Raw genomic sequence first — 14459 nt, forward strand, 5'->3', positions numbered from 1 at the left:
GCTCTATCAAGCTTATTTAATGATTGGAGTATAAGGTATGTTTTTAGCCGGCTAAAAGTAGAACTTAAAAATTTAAAACTATGGCAATGTCACAAACTGCAAGCACAAAGGTTGCTTCGCAAAAGAAAGCAAAACCCGGAGGCAAAACCGGCAAAATGGAAAACCCTGAATTCCATTCATTTTTCACTGATGAATTAAAAGACATTTACTGGGCCGAAAAACACCTGGTACAGGCATTATCTAAAATGAAAAAGGCGTCCACTTCACCAGAGCTGGCAAAAGCCTTTGAAAAGCATTCAGAAGAAACGAAAATGCATATTGACACGCTTGAACAAGTTTTTGAACTATTAGGTGAAAAAGCTGTAGCCAAGAAATGTGAAGCAATGGAAGGATTGATGGCAGAAGCGGAATCTATTATTGAAGATACCGCTAGTGGCTCAATGATAAGGGATGCAGGGTTGATTTTAGCAGCTCAAAAAGTTGAACATTATGAAATTGCTACCTACGGTACTTTAAAAACCTTTGCCGAAAACATGGGGCATACAGAAGTCGCTAATATGTTAGAACAAACTCTCGAAAATGAAAAAGCTACCGATGTAGCATTAACGGTAATTGCTGAAAGTTTTATAAATGATGAGGCGAGCCAAGAATAATGTTGATAAAAGGTGTGGATTTAGATACACGTATAATTCACACCTCTTTGCTAATCTCACAACGGGCAATTACTTTCTCAATTATCTTAAAATCAAATAATTATGAACGAAACAAGATCAATCGCTGCTTTTTTCACAGGCTTATGTGTTGGAGTTGCAATAGGAGCATTATTTACATCAGAAAAGGGAACTGACTTTAGAAACAGAGTAGTTGATAAACTAAAACAAACGGGGGAAGATGTACTCGACTCTGTTAAAGATGGTATTAAAGAAGTAAGTGGCTTCAGTTCTAAAACCTCATCTGAAAATCCATTAGGATAAAATTCACAAAAAAACCCGCATTTAGCTAAATAAATGCGGGTTTGAAAAACATGAAACATATTGCTATTCAGAGGCAGCACATTTATAAACAAAAATTTCAGCCACTCTTGTTAATTCCTCATCCATTTTCTTTTCATCTCTTAACGCCTGCTCCAATAAATCAGCTGCTGCCAGATAACCCAATACAACACAAGTGGCTCTAAGAGTACCATAAACAGCAATCTTATAATGAGTTATTTTTTGAACTGAAGCAACAATAGATACATCACGTACAAAACTTTGCCTGTCGGTATTCTGGATCATTTCAAATGCTTCATGACGTAAACCTGTAACAGCATGAGAGGTTTGAACAGCTGTTTTCTCACCAATAGCAGCAAATACTTCCTCCAGGTTTTTAATATGCAACTCCGTTTCTTTTAAAATACCATCTAACATATGTTGCAGTTCCTCAGATGACACCACTGCTATTATCGGAACCAGGTTCCTGCTTAAAAACTGTTCGGTCCAGTACAGCGATTTTAAATGATCTGTTAAAAGATCGTGTAAGTCAGTAGATTTTAATTTAATATCAATAACCTGTTGAGCATGCGTTATATTCCCTGAAGTTTCCATAGTAATTAATTGATTGGTACTAAAAATTTATTAAGCCCGGGTAGTTGATTGAAAAAAGTTAGTAAAACTGAAATAAGGGCAAATACCAGCAATACATGAATAATATTCCCTGCTGCCACAGGGTTAATCCTAATAACCACCCTATTACCAGGATTGCAGCTATTAGATAACGTGTTGATCTCATGTTAAACACAATTAAAATTTGATTTATTAAAAAAGCTTACAAGAAGCAGTTATTATCGCCAACATTCTGAGGTTAGTGTTGTCACTAGTTCAAAAAACACCTGGATACTACGATGCTTTAAAGAGAGCATTTAGATAGGTGTGCCGCAGCCTATTCTAAATGTTCTCTTTCAAGTATTTTCTGGCGCTAAATACTTTGGCTTCTATAAGGAAAATCGCATGCCAATTTAATCCGAAAGCACTTTCAATTAAGTGTATATACTATTAATTACTAAGCAAGTATCTACTCAATACAGGGAACTCCGTTCTCAACACAATAATTGAACAACCGTCTTCTATCCTTCATAAAAATCAGGTTTAAACATTCCTGGGCTAAATGTTTACGAACAAAAAACTACTGGCATAAACATTTCATAACTATTAAATCAAACGTTATTGAATTTATAACCGATCAATAACATACAACTAGATAAATTATGAAAACTAAACATTGGATTATTGCCACTGTAGCAGTTGGAATAGCCTTTACTGGATGCCAGTCTAAAACCTCGAAAACTACTGACAGCACCGTTGACTCTGCTGGGTATGTTACCTCCCATGAAGACTCCATGACTCATAATGACAGAGACGACACGCTGAATAACTCAATTGACAATAATAAAATGAAAGATGATGCTGATTTTTTAGCAACAGCTTATGGTGATGGATTATTTGAAATTGAAGCAGCAAAGCTTGCTCAAAAAAATGCATCCTCGGCGGATGTTAAAACACTTGCTCAAAAAATAGAGAGCGATCATATTAAAGCGAATGAGCAAATAATGGCATTGGCGAGTAAAAACAACATCTCATTGCCTAGTTCAGTTCCCGAGAAGAAACAAAGTACTTATAATGATTTGGCGGCCTTAACAGGTTTGGAGTTTGATAAAAAATATATAAAAGAAATGGTAAGTTGCCACAAAGACGCCATTGATGCTTTTGAGAAGAAAACTAAGGATGCGAATAATACCGACATCCAGAATTTTGCAGTAGCGACTATTCCGGTACTAACGGCTCATAAAACCAAGGCCGATGTAATAAAAGAAAGAACTGATAAAATGTAATTGATGTAAATAAAGCCGGTATTTCCGGCTTTATTTATTTGAAAAACTTCCCAAATGCACTTTTCATCTAAACTCCCTTCAACTAATTGGTTTATTATGAAAAGGTACTTTTCCGCGATTTTTAGTTCCATTGACTCCATTATCTGACTTCTATGAACTAAACATCATTACCTATGCTGAATTACCTGGATAAAAAAAGGTATTTATTTTTTAAGCATGGAAGACAGTAAATGGCTTTCAGTAACAAAGTATTCAGGCTTACATTTACCATTAAAAAAAGCGGCTCTCGCCGCTTTTCACTTTTAATTAAGAAATCTCCCGTTCCCAAAATCGATGTTGTGCAATAGCTTTTATAAACTCTTCTGTAATACCATCAAAATCTCCGTCTTTAATTAAAATTACACCAAATCCATTTTCTGAAAACACCTTAATATTAAGCAGTTCCGGTTGTTCGAGCATAAGAATAGGTATAGCTATCGGCTTGCAATGCAAATAGGCTTCTTTTACAAAATCAATGGTTGATAATGTTGATAAATGTGATGAATTTTCACCCTCCAGCACCATTACTGCATCAAACAAAACCGACGAGCTGGTTAAATAACTCTCGTCTACCTTAATTGATTGATTATCGTTGCTGTATACAAACCCCAAGTTAAACGAAACCGTTTTTACGAGTGCTTGTTCATTGACGAGTCGGGTTTTAATAGAATTAAAAGCTTCACCATTAACACCGTTACTAACCAGTAAAGCTATCTTTCTCCCTTTAATGTTGTCTTTTACAGTAAACTCCATGCTCAGGGCTTTCGATTTTTGCAGATCAGGGGTAACGATTATCGGCTGATAATCTTCAACCACCCCGTCGGCCGGAATACTCTCATTCACAGGGTATAAAGGTTTTTCCGGAACCACCATTCCTAGTCCCTCAGCTACTGCGCTTGCCAGGTCCATGCTAATGCAGGACAAAAGCCCAAGCATTCTTGTTTTAACTTCGGCACTGAGCACTTTTCCCAGTTCAAAACGCAAGGCATTAATAATATGCGCTTTTTCGGCTTGCGACTGGCTATTGAAAAACAAAGCAGCCTGGCTAAAGTGATCAAAAAAGCTTTTGCTGCGTTCTCTTATTTTGGTTGAATCAATACGTTCGGCGTAACTGGCAAAGCCACCTTGCTCAATGCTGGTTTGAAAAGGACAGCCTCCCCTGAGGCTATTAGGCTGATAGCTGGTTTTACCCGAATTAATAGTTTGGCGCATATGTCCATCGCGCTGGTTATTATGTACAGGTGCTAATGGTCTGTTTATAGGTATTTCATGAAAATTTGGACTTCCTAAGCGAGATAGCTGCGTATCGGTATAAGAAAATAGTCGGCCCTGCAACAAGGGATCGTTGGTAAAATCAATGCCCGGTACCAAATGCCCCGGATGAAAGGCAATTTGTTCAGTTTCTGCGAAAAAATTATCCGGATTTTTGTTGAGTGTTAATTTTCCAATAATTTTAACAGGCACCAGTTCTTCAGGTATTAGCTTTGTGGGATCGAGCAAATCAAAATCGAAATCAAATTCTTTATTTTCCGGTATTAGCTGTACGCCAAACTCCCATTCCGGAAACAACCCCTCCTCTATTGAATCCCATAGATCGCGTCGATGAAAATCAGGATCCTTTCCCGAAATTTTCTGCGCCTCATCCCACATAACCGAATGCACTCCCAATTTTGGTTTCCAATGAAATTTCACAAAGGTAGAAGCCCCGTTTTCGTTTATCAATCTGAAAGTGTGCACACCAAAACCTTCCATACGACTGAAACTTCGCGGAAGAGCTCTGTCACTCATTGCCCACATGATCATATGCATTGATTCGGGCATTAAAGAAATGAAATCCCAAAAGGTATCGTGAGCAGTGGCAGCCTGAGGTATTTCATTATCCGGTTCACCCTTAGCTGCATGTATCAGATCTGGAAACTTAATAGCATCTTGTATAAAAAAGACTGGCATATTGTTGCCAACCAAATCAAAATTACCCTCTTCGGTATAAAATTTAACGGCAAAGCCTCTTACATCCCTTGCTAAGTCAGATGAACCACGAGACCCGGCAACAGTAGAAAACCTTACAAATACAGGCGTTTTCAGTGCTGTATTCGTTAAAAAATTTGCTTTAGTATATTGCTGTAATGATTCAAACAGTTCGAAATAACCATGCGCCCCGGCTCCTCTTGCATGTACAATTCGTTCGGGAATACGTTCATGGTCAAAATGCATGATCTTTTCCCTGAATATGAAATCTTCCAACAACGTAGGGCCTCGATCACCTGCTTTTAATGAATTCTGATTATCATTGATCAATAAGCCCTGATTAGTGGATAATTGCTGTTGTTCAGCATTTTCAGTATCGTTAATCAATGCATTAACTTTCCCCTTACCCTCTTTTTTATTCTTTGCATTTTCCATGAGAAAACAAGTCTAAGTGTATAACAATCACTTGTTAGGCTTTCCAAAAAGACTGCCATAAGAAACGTTTCTTAGCGCACATTCTTAAGTTAATTGATTACGTAGAAAAGCGTTTTTCCCCCTTCCGCCCCATTAACAGTAAGTATCTCTACAAAAATTCTCACAACATACCGTCATTCATGAATCATGTGTACTTTCCTCTTATTAAAGCCTTTATGACCTATTCATTCAAATAGAAGTATGGCACACATCTTTCAGTAGAATAAGTTAGATCAATCAAAATAATAACATGAAAAAGCTTGTTAAATGTTTTGAGGCTTTCACCATCTGAAATCAGAAAATGGGCTAAGGGTCTTACACCGCTAATGAATAGTTATTCCAATGACAAGTAAAATGCAATAGCTTAGTGGTTATATAATGACAAAAGGGGGAAATCATGGTAAAAACTCCCCTTTTGTTTTACTCTTAAGTAATTGAAATTCATCATCCTACTTTATAATTTTGTAATTATCAATCAATATCATGGTATTACTTTTTCACTTGTTTCAGAAGTAAGAATTAATGAAAATGGATAACATGTATCACCAGCAGATTTCACTGTTAAATAGTTTAATTGAAATTTGCCACGACAGGTACGAGGGCTTTAAAAATGCCTCCAATAAAATTGACGACAACTATCTAAAGCGTTACTTTACAAAATGCAGTCGGAAGAGCTTAAGATTTATTGTTCAATTATCATCAATCATTAAAACGATGGGTGGTCAGATCAACAAGTCTAATTTATTAGTGAAAGCTTATCGGGTATGGGTTGGATTACATTACGGGCTTCTTCATTCTGACTTACAAAGTATTTTAAGAATGTGCGAAATAGCCGAAAAAAAAACACTGGCTCTATACGAAGATTTCTTGCAGAATGAGGATATTAAAATGCTCAATACCAACTGTTTAAAAATATTGGAAAATCAGAAAAGCACAATCAGCAAAACCTATCTCGAAATTCAGGAGCTTCTCAATTCCATTCAACCATTGGTATTAAATTCATAATATAAGTAAAAACGACTGAGGCCAACCCTTGATCGTTTTACTTATGTTAATTTAGAGTTTGTGGAGTAAAACCTTTAAACAGGCTAATTACACATATTTATCTCCAATTATTCATCGCATTTTCTTTATCCCCTTGGCTTGCATTTTGAGCTATTAAATACTAATCAAACACATAATACTATGACGAAGTACTCAGAAAAAAGTCAGGAAAAAGTTGAAAAGGCTGTAAAGGAAATGAATGAAGGTAAGCTAAAAACTGGTACAGGTAAAAAAGTAACAAGTCGAAAACAAGCCATTGCAATAGGCTTATCGGAAGCGCGAGCAGCCGGTGCTAAAGTCTCTAAAAAGAAAGAATCAACTAAGAAGGATAATTGATTGTTTTAATGGTGTTCGGTGATGGAGAAGTGCTCTCCTTTCTGATATGATTTAAGCAAAGCAGCGAAACAATTTAAACAGAACTAAAACCCAAAAAACCATCGCTTAATCAGCGATGGTTTTTTATCCTCATTGACCATTTCCTTATATTTTGCGAGCATTCTATCCTTTGCTGCATGGGTGATCTGATCTACTAGTTAAAATAATGTTTAAGCATTTGTATTTGACCTTATCAGGGTAAATAGTATAGAGATAACGGCCAATACCAATAAAATGTGGATTATACCTCCTGCATGCCATACGGTTAAACCTAACAACCATCCTACAACCAGGATAACTGCCAGAACATATAATATCGATCTCATAACAATTAATTTAGTGAAATAAAGAGTCGAATTACCATGCCATAAGTTTATGCGGCTTACAATAGATTTCGGGAGTAAGAAAAGGAATATACTCTACAATATGCTGATATTTAACTAATTAAATCAACAACATAACACATAACCGGAAATTCTTCCGATTCGTAAATGGCATTTTAGACATCCTTTCCTGTCTGCTGCAGTATTTATTTAGCAGATGTTAAAACTTCAGCTATCTTACTGGCAGGTAAATATCAAACGTGGCCCCTTTGCCGAGTTCACTTGTGGCAGTAATGAGGCCATTGTGGTTCTCTACAATTTTTTTTACAATGGCAAGCCCGATACCAGTGCCTTCGTATTCATCTTTTCCGTGAAGCTTTTGAAATACCTCAAAAATTTGCTCAGCGTAATGTTGTTCGAAACCAATGCCATTATCACTTATGGTAAGATGACAGACGTTTTTATGAGCCAAAGGTGAGTGAGCTGCAGATAATATCTCACTTTTTATTATTACGTGCGGTGGAATACCGGGAACTGAAAATTTGAGTGCGTTGCTGATAAGGTTTTGAAATAACTGATGAAACTGAAAAGGGATAATAGTTAATTCGCATAGTTCTTTAACTTCGATGGTGGCATTTTTTTCCTCAATCACTTCCTTCTGATCTTTCCTTACATCTTCAATAATTTTATTGAGATCGGTTAATTCAAATTCCCGATCAGCTGTACTTATTCTTGAGAAGGTTAGCAAATCCTGAATGAGCGTTCGCATGCGTTCTACTGAATTTTGCATACGGTAGAAATAGTCTCTACCGGTATCAGATAGGTTTTGACTTTCCTTTTCTAAAATTCTTTGCGTAAAGGTTTGAATCTTTCGAAGCGGCTCCTGCAAATCGTGACTTGAAAGGTAGGTGAAGGCTTCGAGCTCTTTGTTCATTTTTTCAAGGGCAGTGTTAGATTCTATCAAATCTGTGGTGCGTTTCCTCACAGTTGCTTCCAGAAGCGTGGATTTAGTTTTTTCTTTTTCTATTTCCATTTGCTGAAGCTGCTGCTGAAGTTTTTTTATTTCGGTGATGTCGGCAATCGAAAGAAGAATTAATTGTTCGCGGTGAGCTTTCTGAGTAATGCGACTGGCATTAAGCAGCATTACTTTAGGGCCGATCGTTTCAAACTCATGCTCTACTTCAAAATCGTAGAATTGGGAATTCCCGGAGATGATTTCTTCAAGCTGTTGGCGGAGCTTTTGAATATCCCACTGCCTGTTTCCTAATTCATACAACAGCGCTCCTTCGGTCTGTTCAGGGCGAACGGCAAAAGTTTTATAAAACGATTTGTTGGCCGTCTTCACACGAAGGTCCTTATCGAGCACAATCATAGACTCATGAATGGTTGCGGCTATGGCTTCCGAATATTCATAGCTCTCATTTAACAATTCATTGCGGGTTTGCAGTTCCTGATTGGTGGTGGTAAGTTCTTCGTTTGCACTTTCAATCTCTTCTTTTGAAGTTTCCAATTCTTCATTAATGGCCTGCAATTCTTCATTGCTCGAGACCACTTCTTCATTCACCATTTGCAATTCCTGGCTAAATGCTTCCTGTTCATGAATAAGAACAAGCATATCAGCCCGGGCTGTCGCCAGTTCTTCTTCCAGTTTTTTAATTCTACGGTCTTTTGCCGAACTGCTTTTTGAATCTTTACTACGATCTGTAATGGTTTCTACCACCTGCTGCTCGGTGAATAGGATCAGAAGCACAGGCTCCTCCCATTCAATTTTAAGTGGCACTACTTCAATGCTGATGCTACGCATCACTTCATTCATGTTTATTTCAATGCCTACTTTACGTACGCTTTGCTTCGATTTAATTGCTTTTGAAATTGCAGAACGCAGCTCGAAAGCAATTTCGGGTCTTGTCATTTTTAGGATATTGAGCGAAGCTTTGCCTGTGCTGGGAGAAATGTATAGGTCTGTCGTTCCGCGAAATTGTAAAATATCCAGCTGCTCGTTAATAACTACACTTGCAGGCATGAAACGCGAAAGTAAGACCGTATCAATAGCTTTATCGAGACCTGCGTTGTCGGCCAAACTACTTTTTTGAATTTTCCGCTCGTTGAAATAATTGCCTTCAACTTGGGCTTGCTTTGCAAAACGCGGGGTTAAAGATGGTAACGATCGCGTTCCTGAGTGATTTCTTCGTGCATAGATTTTATACTTTTTATTGAAGCTGGAAAAAAGCTGTGTAGATTGACCAACGGTTTCTGCCTTTCCCAACATTAGGAAACCGCTTTCATTTAAAGCATAGTGAAAAGTAGCGATTGATCTTTTCTGAGCTGCCGTATCGAGATAAATGAGCAGATTGCAACAACTGATAAAATCAACACGTGCAAATGGAGGATCATTCAACACGTTATGCTGTGCAAATACACACATATCGCGAACTGACTTTGCCACTCGATAACCGTTTGGAGACTTGGTGTAAAAACGTTGTAGTCGTTTCGGAGAAACTTCTTCCAATTCGTTTATAGAATATTCTCCAATGCGGGCTTTGGCAATTGCATTTGCGTCAAGGTCAGTCGCAAATATCTGAATAGGTATGTTAGTGAATTTGCTGCTCTGAATTTCAAGCAGGGTGATAGCTATAGAATAGGCTTCTTCGCCAGTAGCACATGCAACCACCCATATACGCAAAGGTTCATCGGGATTTTTGCTTTTGAGCAACCTTGGCAGCAGCGTAGTTTTTAAATACTGATGCGTTTCGGTCTCGCGAAAAAAAGAAGTGACATTAATAAGCAGATCCTGGTAGAGAATATTAACTTCCTCATTTTTTTCCCTAAGCAGTGTTACATATTCATGCAGTGATTTTATTTTGTAAAGAAGCATCCTCCGCAAGATGCGCCTCTTAATAGTGGTCATTTTATACTGACTGAAATCGACACCTTGTGTTTTATGCAGCAGCTGAAGAATGGTTTTCAGGTCGGGGTTAGTGTTTTCGATTTCAGCTGCGCTATCTGCCTTATGTAGATTCTCTCCTATTTTGTTGCCATTAGAATTGATGAATGGATGTTTGCTGAGATGCGATATTTCCTGTGCAATTTTTTGGGGTGACAAAACAAAATCAACTACCCCCGCTGCAATGGCACTTTTGGGCATGCTGGAGAATTTTGCCGTGTCGTCCTGAGCAAAAGTTAAACCGCCTTCGCGCTTAATAGCTTTCATTCCACGAGTACCGTCAGTTGCACTGCCTGAAAGAATTACTCCTATCACATTTTCTTTGTGTGTTTCGGCCAAAGAAGCAAATAAAATATCGATCGGTAAATTGACTTTAGGAGTTTCGGGGCGCGGTGTGATTCTAATCTCACCGTCTACAATGTTCATTTCCTTATCTGGCGGAATTACATACACATTATTGGGATGCATCAACTCTTTGTTGGTTGCTTCCTGTACTTTCATTGAAGTAGTTTTTGCAAGAAGCGAGCTGAGAATACTTTTATGGTCGGGACTGAGATGTTGTACATACAAAAAAACCATACCTGTATCAGGAGGAAGATTTTTCAGTAATTCGCTTACGGCCTCTAATCCTCCAGCCGAGGCACCAATTGCAACAATGGGAAAATCATTTTTAGGCAAATTCAAAGGATGGAACTCTTTTTTATAGGAAGAAGATTGTTTCATGTTGTTAATTTCAGAGTACTGAGCAAAAAGTTTTCTTTTAATGGTGATGAAGTCTTCTCCTTTAAAATAAGTTTAAGGGAACATTCAATTATTTTTATCAGTTGTGAAAATTCAGCAGGTTTGCAAATGTAATGTTGTGCCCCTTTTTTGAAAAGCCGGTCAGCAATATTCTCATCATAAGAGGTAGAAAAAATAATTACGGGGATATGCATTAAATTCTCACTAGACTTTATTTCTTCTAAACAAGCAAAGCCATTTTTGCGCGGCATGTTAAGGTCGAGAAATAGAACGTTTGGAAACTCAACTGCTTCTTTTGTAAGATAGTGCATAAGTTGCTCGCCATTATTCACTACTTTAAGTTGAGTAGCTAACGAAACTTCTTCTAATGCTTCTTTGAAAAGAAAACAATCGTCCTTATCGTCATCGGCAAGTAAGACTTTGATGGGAGAAGTGTCATCCATTTTTCAGACGCATAAATTCAAATTTAAGTTAAATTATTGAGTCTACATTGTTCAACGTAATGTCACTTCTAATAATATATCAAAACATCCAAATTTATTTCTTTAAAATCCCTCTAACAGTCGAAAAGATGGAACTTAAAATACCCACTTTAGGTCCTCCAATTAAAGGTAATAAATAGGGTACGGTTGATTTAAAATAGCTTCGGATTAAAGCTCTTTTAGTTTTCTTTTCTTCCTCTGATTTTGCTTTAGAAAACAAGCTGATAATTTCGGTCACTGGCCTAAGCCGTTCCTTGTAAATAGCTATTTCCTGTTTTATTAACAGTTCATTTTGCTCCTTTAATGACTCGAGCCGAGCTCTTTCCAATAACAGATCATCCAAACTTTCAATCTTCTTCCTTACCATGATCTTCTTTCTTTAAAATTATTTTGGTAAATGCGTTTAGCAACGGCTTTTCTATAACGCTGTCCTTGATTAAGTAAAGCACTATTGCTAATAAAAGATAGACGCCTGCTACTGCCAAAAAGCCTTTCCACAATGCCCCCAAATAGGGAACCAGCAGATAAGCCGCGCCAACTGAAATAAGAATTATACCTATGACAACCATTATCAACACAGCCAGATTAGTTATCACATTGCCAATTGTCCGGCCACAGCTTTCAGCTATTTTCAGCATCAAAAGCTCAATCTTTAATTCCATTTGAACCTTCAGTCGCTCAATTAGGTAATTTAACCGGGGGATTTTATCATCTTCCATAATTAGTTTTATCACATGCTTTCACTTTTTTCCTTTTCAGTTACTTAATACTGTCTGGGGGATATGCAAAACCGTTTCTGTAAAAGCAGGAGCGAAATTTTTCATATATACATATGGTTTCAAAAAACATACCATGCCAATTTTATGCTTAAACAGGCTGATTAGAATGGATAACCGATAGCAATATTTAAGATAAGATTATGTTTTCGCCATTGCTTGCTGCCGAAGTCAACTTGATCAACAACCCAACGGTCGCCATTAGGCAACCAGGGTTTACGAACAGGAAATGCCGCATCAAAACGAATAACAAATACAGAGGCATCAATACGGATGCCCGCACCGGTACTTACCGCCAATTCATTAAACACTTGCCCGAACCTGAATTTACCACCGGGTAATAGCGGATTTTCACGAATTAACCAAATGTTACCCGCATCCATAAATACGGCCCCTTTAACAATACCCACCAGTTTGGCCCTAAGTTCAGTATTGAATTCAAACTTCACATCGCCTGCCTGATCAGGGAAGGTTGTATTATCCGTAACCGGAGGATAAGTTCCCGGCCCCAAACTGCGTGCCCTGAAACCACGAACACTATTGCTGCCACCTACATAAAACTGTTTTAAGTAAGGCAAGGCAGAAGAATTGCCGTAAGCGTAGCCAATTCCCATAAACAGGCGGTTTGCCCAGGTGGTATTGCGATTAAAGTTCCAATAATGGCGCCCATCTACATAACCACGGGCATATTGAGAGAAAGGTGTTCCGAAGATCTTTGAAGGATTATCCACCGATTCTTTACCCGGCATTAATAAGCCTATGAAATTTCCTGAAAAATCAATATTCGCATTAATGTAAAAATTGTTCGGCCGTTTTGATTCCAACTGATTGGTATAGACAAAATTGTAATTGGTTCCGATAATAAACTGTTGCTGAAAGCTGGCTTTTAAGGTTGGATCAGCAACTAACATACTGTCGAACTTTGCGGTGGTGTTGGTGGGCTTAACAAAATTAATAGCCACCAAATTAAAGACATGGTCTTTCCGTAGTGACTCTTTCCAGCTATAACCATAAAACAACCCTGCCGAATTAAGGGTATAATAGTCGCTACGGGTTAAAATTTGGTAGTTGGCCGTTATTTTGGTTTTGGGCGCCAGTGCTCCTGCTTTATTGATCCTTGAGATAGGGGTAACAAACCGAGGAAATGTTAAGCTGACTTCCGGAGTTAATGAATAAGAATTCAATGCCGGTGCGCTGCCATTCAACTGGGTTTCAAAACCTGCGGCTACACTTAAGATAAACTGCTCTGCTCCCCGCAAAAAATTACGGTTACGGTCGAGAACCTTTAACTCCGACCCAACAAAATTATTCGACTTAGACGTACCGGTGGCTTCAAACCTTAAAGAATGTTTGGGATAAGGCGTTAAATAAAAATCAGCATTCAAATGCCTCGAAAGGCTGTCTGCGTCTGTTAACTGAAGTTTAACGAATTTAAATGCGCCTAAATTCACCAGCCTGTTCAGCGAAAGGTTATGATTTGTTCGGGTATAAACTTTATCCTTCTCGAAGAAGATGGCCCGGTCGAAAGTGATAGGCTTAAACAAATTGTCTACATCAACAATTGAGTAATCATGGTATTTAACGGCCATTGACAGGTTGTAGGTACTATCTTTTTCAAGGGAATAATTCGGATAAACATTGATATTGTTTAAGCGGTATACATGCAAGGCTTTATCGGGGGCGTCTTTTTTAAGTTTTATGTAGATATCAACCGTATTGTTCTTGTTAGTACTATCCAGTTGCATGATCAAATAATCAGGATTGAAATAGAAATAACCTAATTCTTTCAACGCGGCATCAATTCTTATCCGTTCCTCTTTGATTGTTTCAAAAATAAATGGTTGATTTTTCTTTAAAAGCGTTTCCTTACTGGTCGACCGAATGTAGGTATTCAAAGAGTCGGAATCGGAAGGAAAAACAATGTTGTTGATACGATAGCGATTGCCAACATTCACCTTAAACATGGCTTTAACCCGACGGTTTTTATCAATGGTATCCGCACTAACTGTGGCATTGAAATAACCCTGATTCTCCAGGTAGTTTGTCAATAGATCAATATTCCTATTTATATTCATCGTACTGAAAAGCACCGGAGGTTCTCCAAATTTCCGTTTTAGAAAATAATTCAAGCCTTTCCCTTTGGGTTCTTTGGCAATATTATAGGCATACAGCTTTACTCTTAATCCTAATAACTTACTGTTAGGTAACGGCCTGATCATCTTTTCGAGGGCTGATGCTTTAATCTTGCTTTTATAATGTTTATCAAATTTCACTTCAGCACCGGTATATAACTTTTCACCTTTGGGTAGGTATTTGGTATTGCTGCAAGAAACCGACAAAACATACAATACCACCATTAAGCTCAGCTTATGAAAAATGGATACCAAACTAAAAACCTTATGTGGGGCATTTTTTTGCATAGTT

The 14459-nt window shown here is 37.8% G+C and carries 13 protein-coding genes; 5 read left to right on the top strand and 8 right to left on the bottom strand.

All coding sequences use genetic code 11. From position 1 onward, the window contains the following. The first annotated feature begins 86 nt into the window (after nucleotides 1-86). Both NF867_RS17435 and NF867_RS17440 read left to right on the top strand, forming a co-directional pair. Entirely contained in the window at nucleotides 87-653 is a 567-nt protein-coding gene (locus tag NF867_RS17435; RefSeq protein WP_380725857.1) for a YciE/YciF ferroxidase family protein, read from the top strand. A 102-nt stretch (nucleotides 654-755) separates the two neighbouring features. Beyond that, nucleotides 756-974, top strand: a complete 219-nt coding sequence (locus NF867_RS17440; RefSeq protein ID WP_252589679.1) for a YtxH domain-containing protein — start codon at nucleotides 756-758, stop codon at nucleotides 972-974. A 63-nt stretch (nucleotides 975-1037) separates the two neighbouring features. Here NF867_RS17440 and NF867_RS17445 read toward each other — a convergent pair whose 3' ends face one another. After that, entirely contained in the window at nucleotides 1038-1586 is a 549-nt protein-coding gene (locus tag NF867_RS17445; RefSeq protein WP_252589680.1) for a YciE/YciF ferroxidase family protein, read from the bottom strand. Between the two features lie 659 nt (nucleotides 1587-2245). On the opposite strand from NF867_RS17445, the gene NF867_RS17450 reads away from it, so the two are divergent. Further along, nucleotides 2246-2869, top strand: a complete 624-nt coding sequence (locus NF867_RS17450; protein WP_252589681.1) for a DUF4142 domain-containing protein — start codon at nucleotides 2246-2248, stop codon at nucleotides 2867-2869. Nucleotides 2870-3175: 306 nt separating this feature from the next. On the opposite strand, the gene NF867_RS17455 is transcribed toward NF867_RS17450, so the two are convergent. Then, on the bottom strand, nucleotides 3176-5311 hold the full coding sequence (locus NF867_RS17455; protein ID WP_252589682.1) for a catalase: 2136 nt from the start codon (nucleotides 5309-5311) through the stop codon (nucleotides 3176-3178). Nucleotides 5312-5872: 561 nt separating this feature from the next. Between NF867_RS17455 and NF867_RS17460 the strand changes: the two genes are divergently transcribed. Next, nucleotides 5873-6355, top strand: a complete 483-nt coding sequence (locus NF867_RS17460; RefSeq protein ID WP_252589683.1) for a PA2169 family four-helix-bundle protein — start codon at nucleotides 5873-5875, stop codon at nucleotides 6353-6355. 180 nt (nucleotides 6356-6535) lie between these two features. Continuing rightward, nucleotides 6536-6730 (top strand): DUF6496 domain-containing protein, encoded by a 195-nt coding sequence (locus NF867_RS17465; protein ID WP_252589684.1) that lies wholly within the window; start codon nucleotides 6536-6538, stop codon nucleotides 6728-6730. 209 nt (nucleotides 6731-6939) lie between these two features. Here NF867_RS17465 and NF867_RS17470 read toward each other — a convergent pair whose 3' ends face one another. The 6 genes from NF867_RS17470 to tamL form a co-directional block, all read right to left on the bottom strand. Beyond that, nucleotides 6940-7095 (bottom strand): lmo0937 family membrane protein, encoded by a 156-nt coding sequence (locus tag NF867_RS17470; RefSeq protein WP_252589685.1) that lies wholly within the window; start codon nucleotides 7093-7095, stop codon nucleotides 6940-6942. 229 nt (nucleotides 7096-7324) lie between these two features. Next, nucleotides 7325-10759 (bottom strand): chemotaxis protein CheB, encoded by a 3435-nt coding sequence (locus tag NF867_RS17475; protein WP_252589686.1) that lies wholly within the window; start codon nucleotides 10757-10759, stop codon nucleotides 7325-7327. Further along, nucleotides 10756-11220, bottom strand: a complete 465-nt coding sequence (locus tag NF867_RS17480) for a response regulator (protein ID WP_252589687.1) — start codon at nucleotides 11218-11220, stop codon at nucleotides 10756-10758. Before NF867_RS17480 ends, NF867_RS17475 begins: the two co-directional genes overlap by 4 nt. A 94-nt stretch (nucleotides 11221-11314) precedes the next feature. Then, on the bottom strand, nucleotides 11315-11626 hold the full coding sequence (locus tag NF867_RS17485) for a hypothetical protein (RefSeq protein WP_252589688.1): 312 nt from the start codon (nucleotides 11624-11626) through the stop codon (nucleotides 11315-11317). Then, the gene (locus tag NF867_RS17490; protein WP_252589689.1) at nucleotides 11607-11978 is read right to left on the bottom strand and encodes a hypothetical protein; all 372 of its coding nucleotides are present in this window, start codon (nucleotides 11976-11978) and stop codon (nucleotides 11607-11609) included. The genes NF867_RS17485 and NF867_RS17490 overlap by 20 nt, the downstream gene beginning before the upstream one ends. A gap of 161 nt (nucleotides 11979-12139) precedes the next feature. Beyond that, the gene (gene tamL, locus NF867_RS17495; protein ID WP_252589690.1) at nucleotides 12140-14455 is read right to left on the bottom strand and encodes a translocation and assembly module lipoprotein TamL; all 2316 of its coding nucleotides are present in this window, start codon (nucleotides 14453-14455) and stop codon (nucleotides 12140-12142) included. Nucleotides 14456-14459: the final 4 nt, after the last annotated feature.

The organism is Solitalea agri, assembly GCF_023914155.1.
GTDB classification, from domain to species: Bacteria; Bacteroidota; Bacteroidia; order Sphingobacteriales; family Sphingobacteriaceae; genus Solitalea; species Solitalea agri.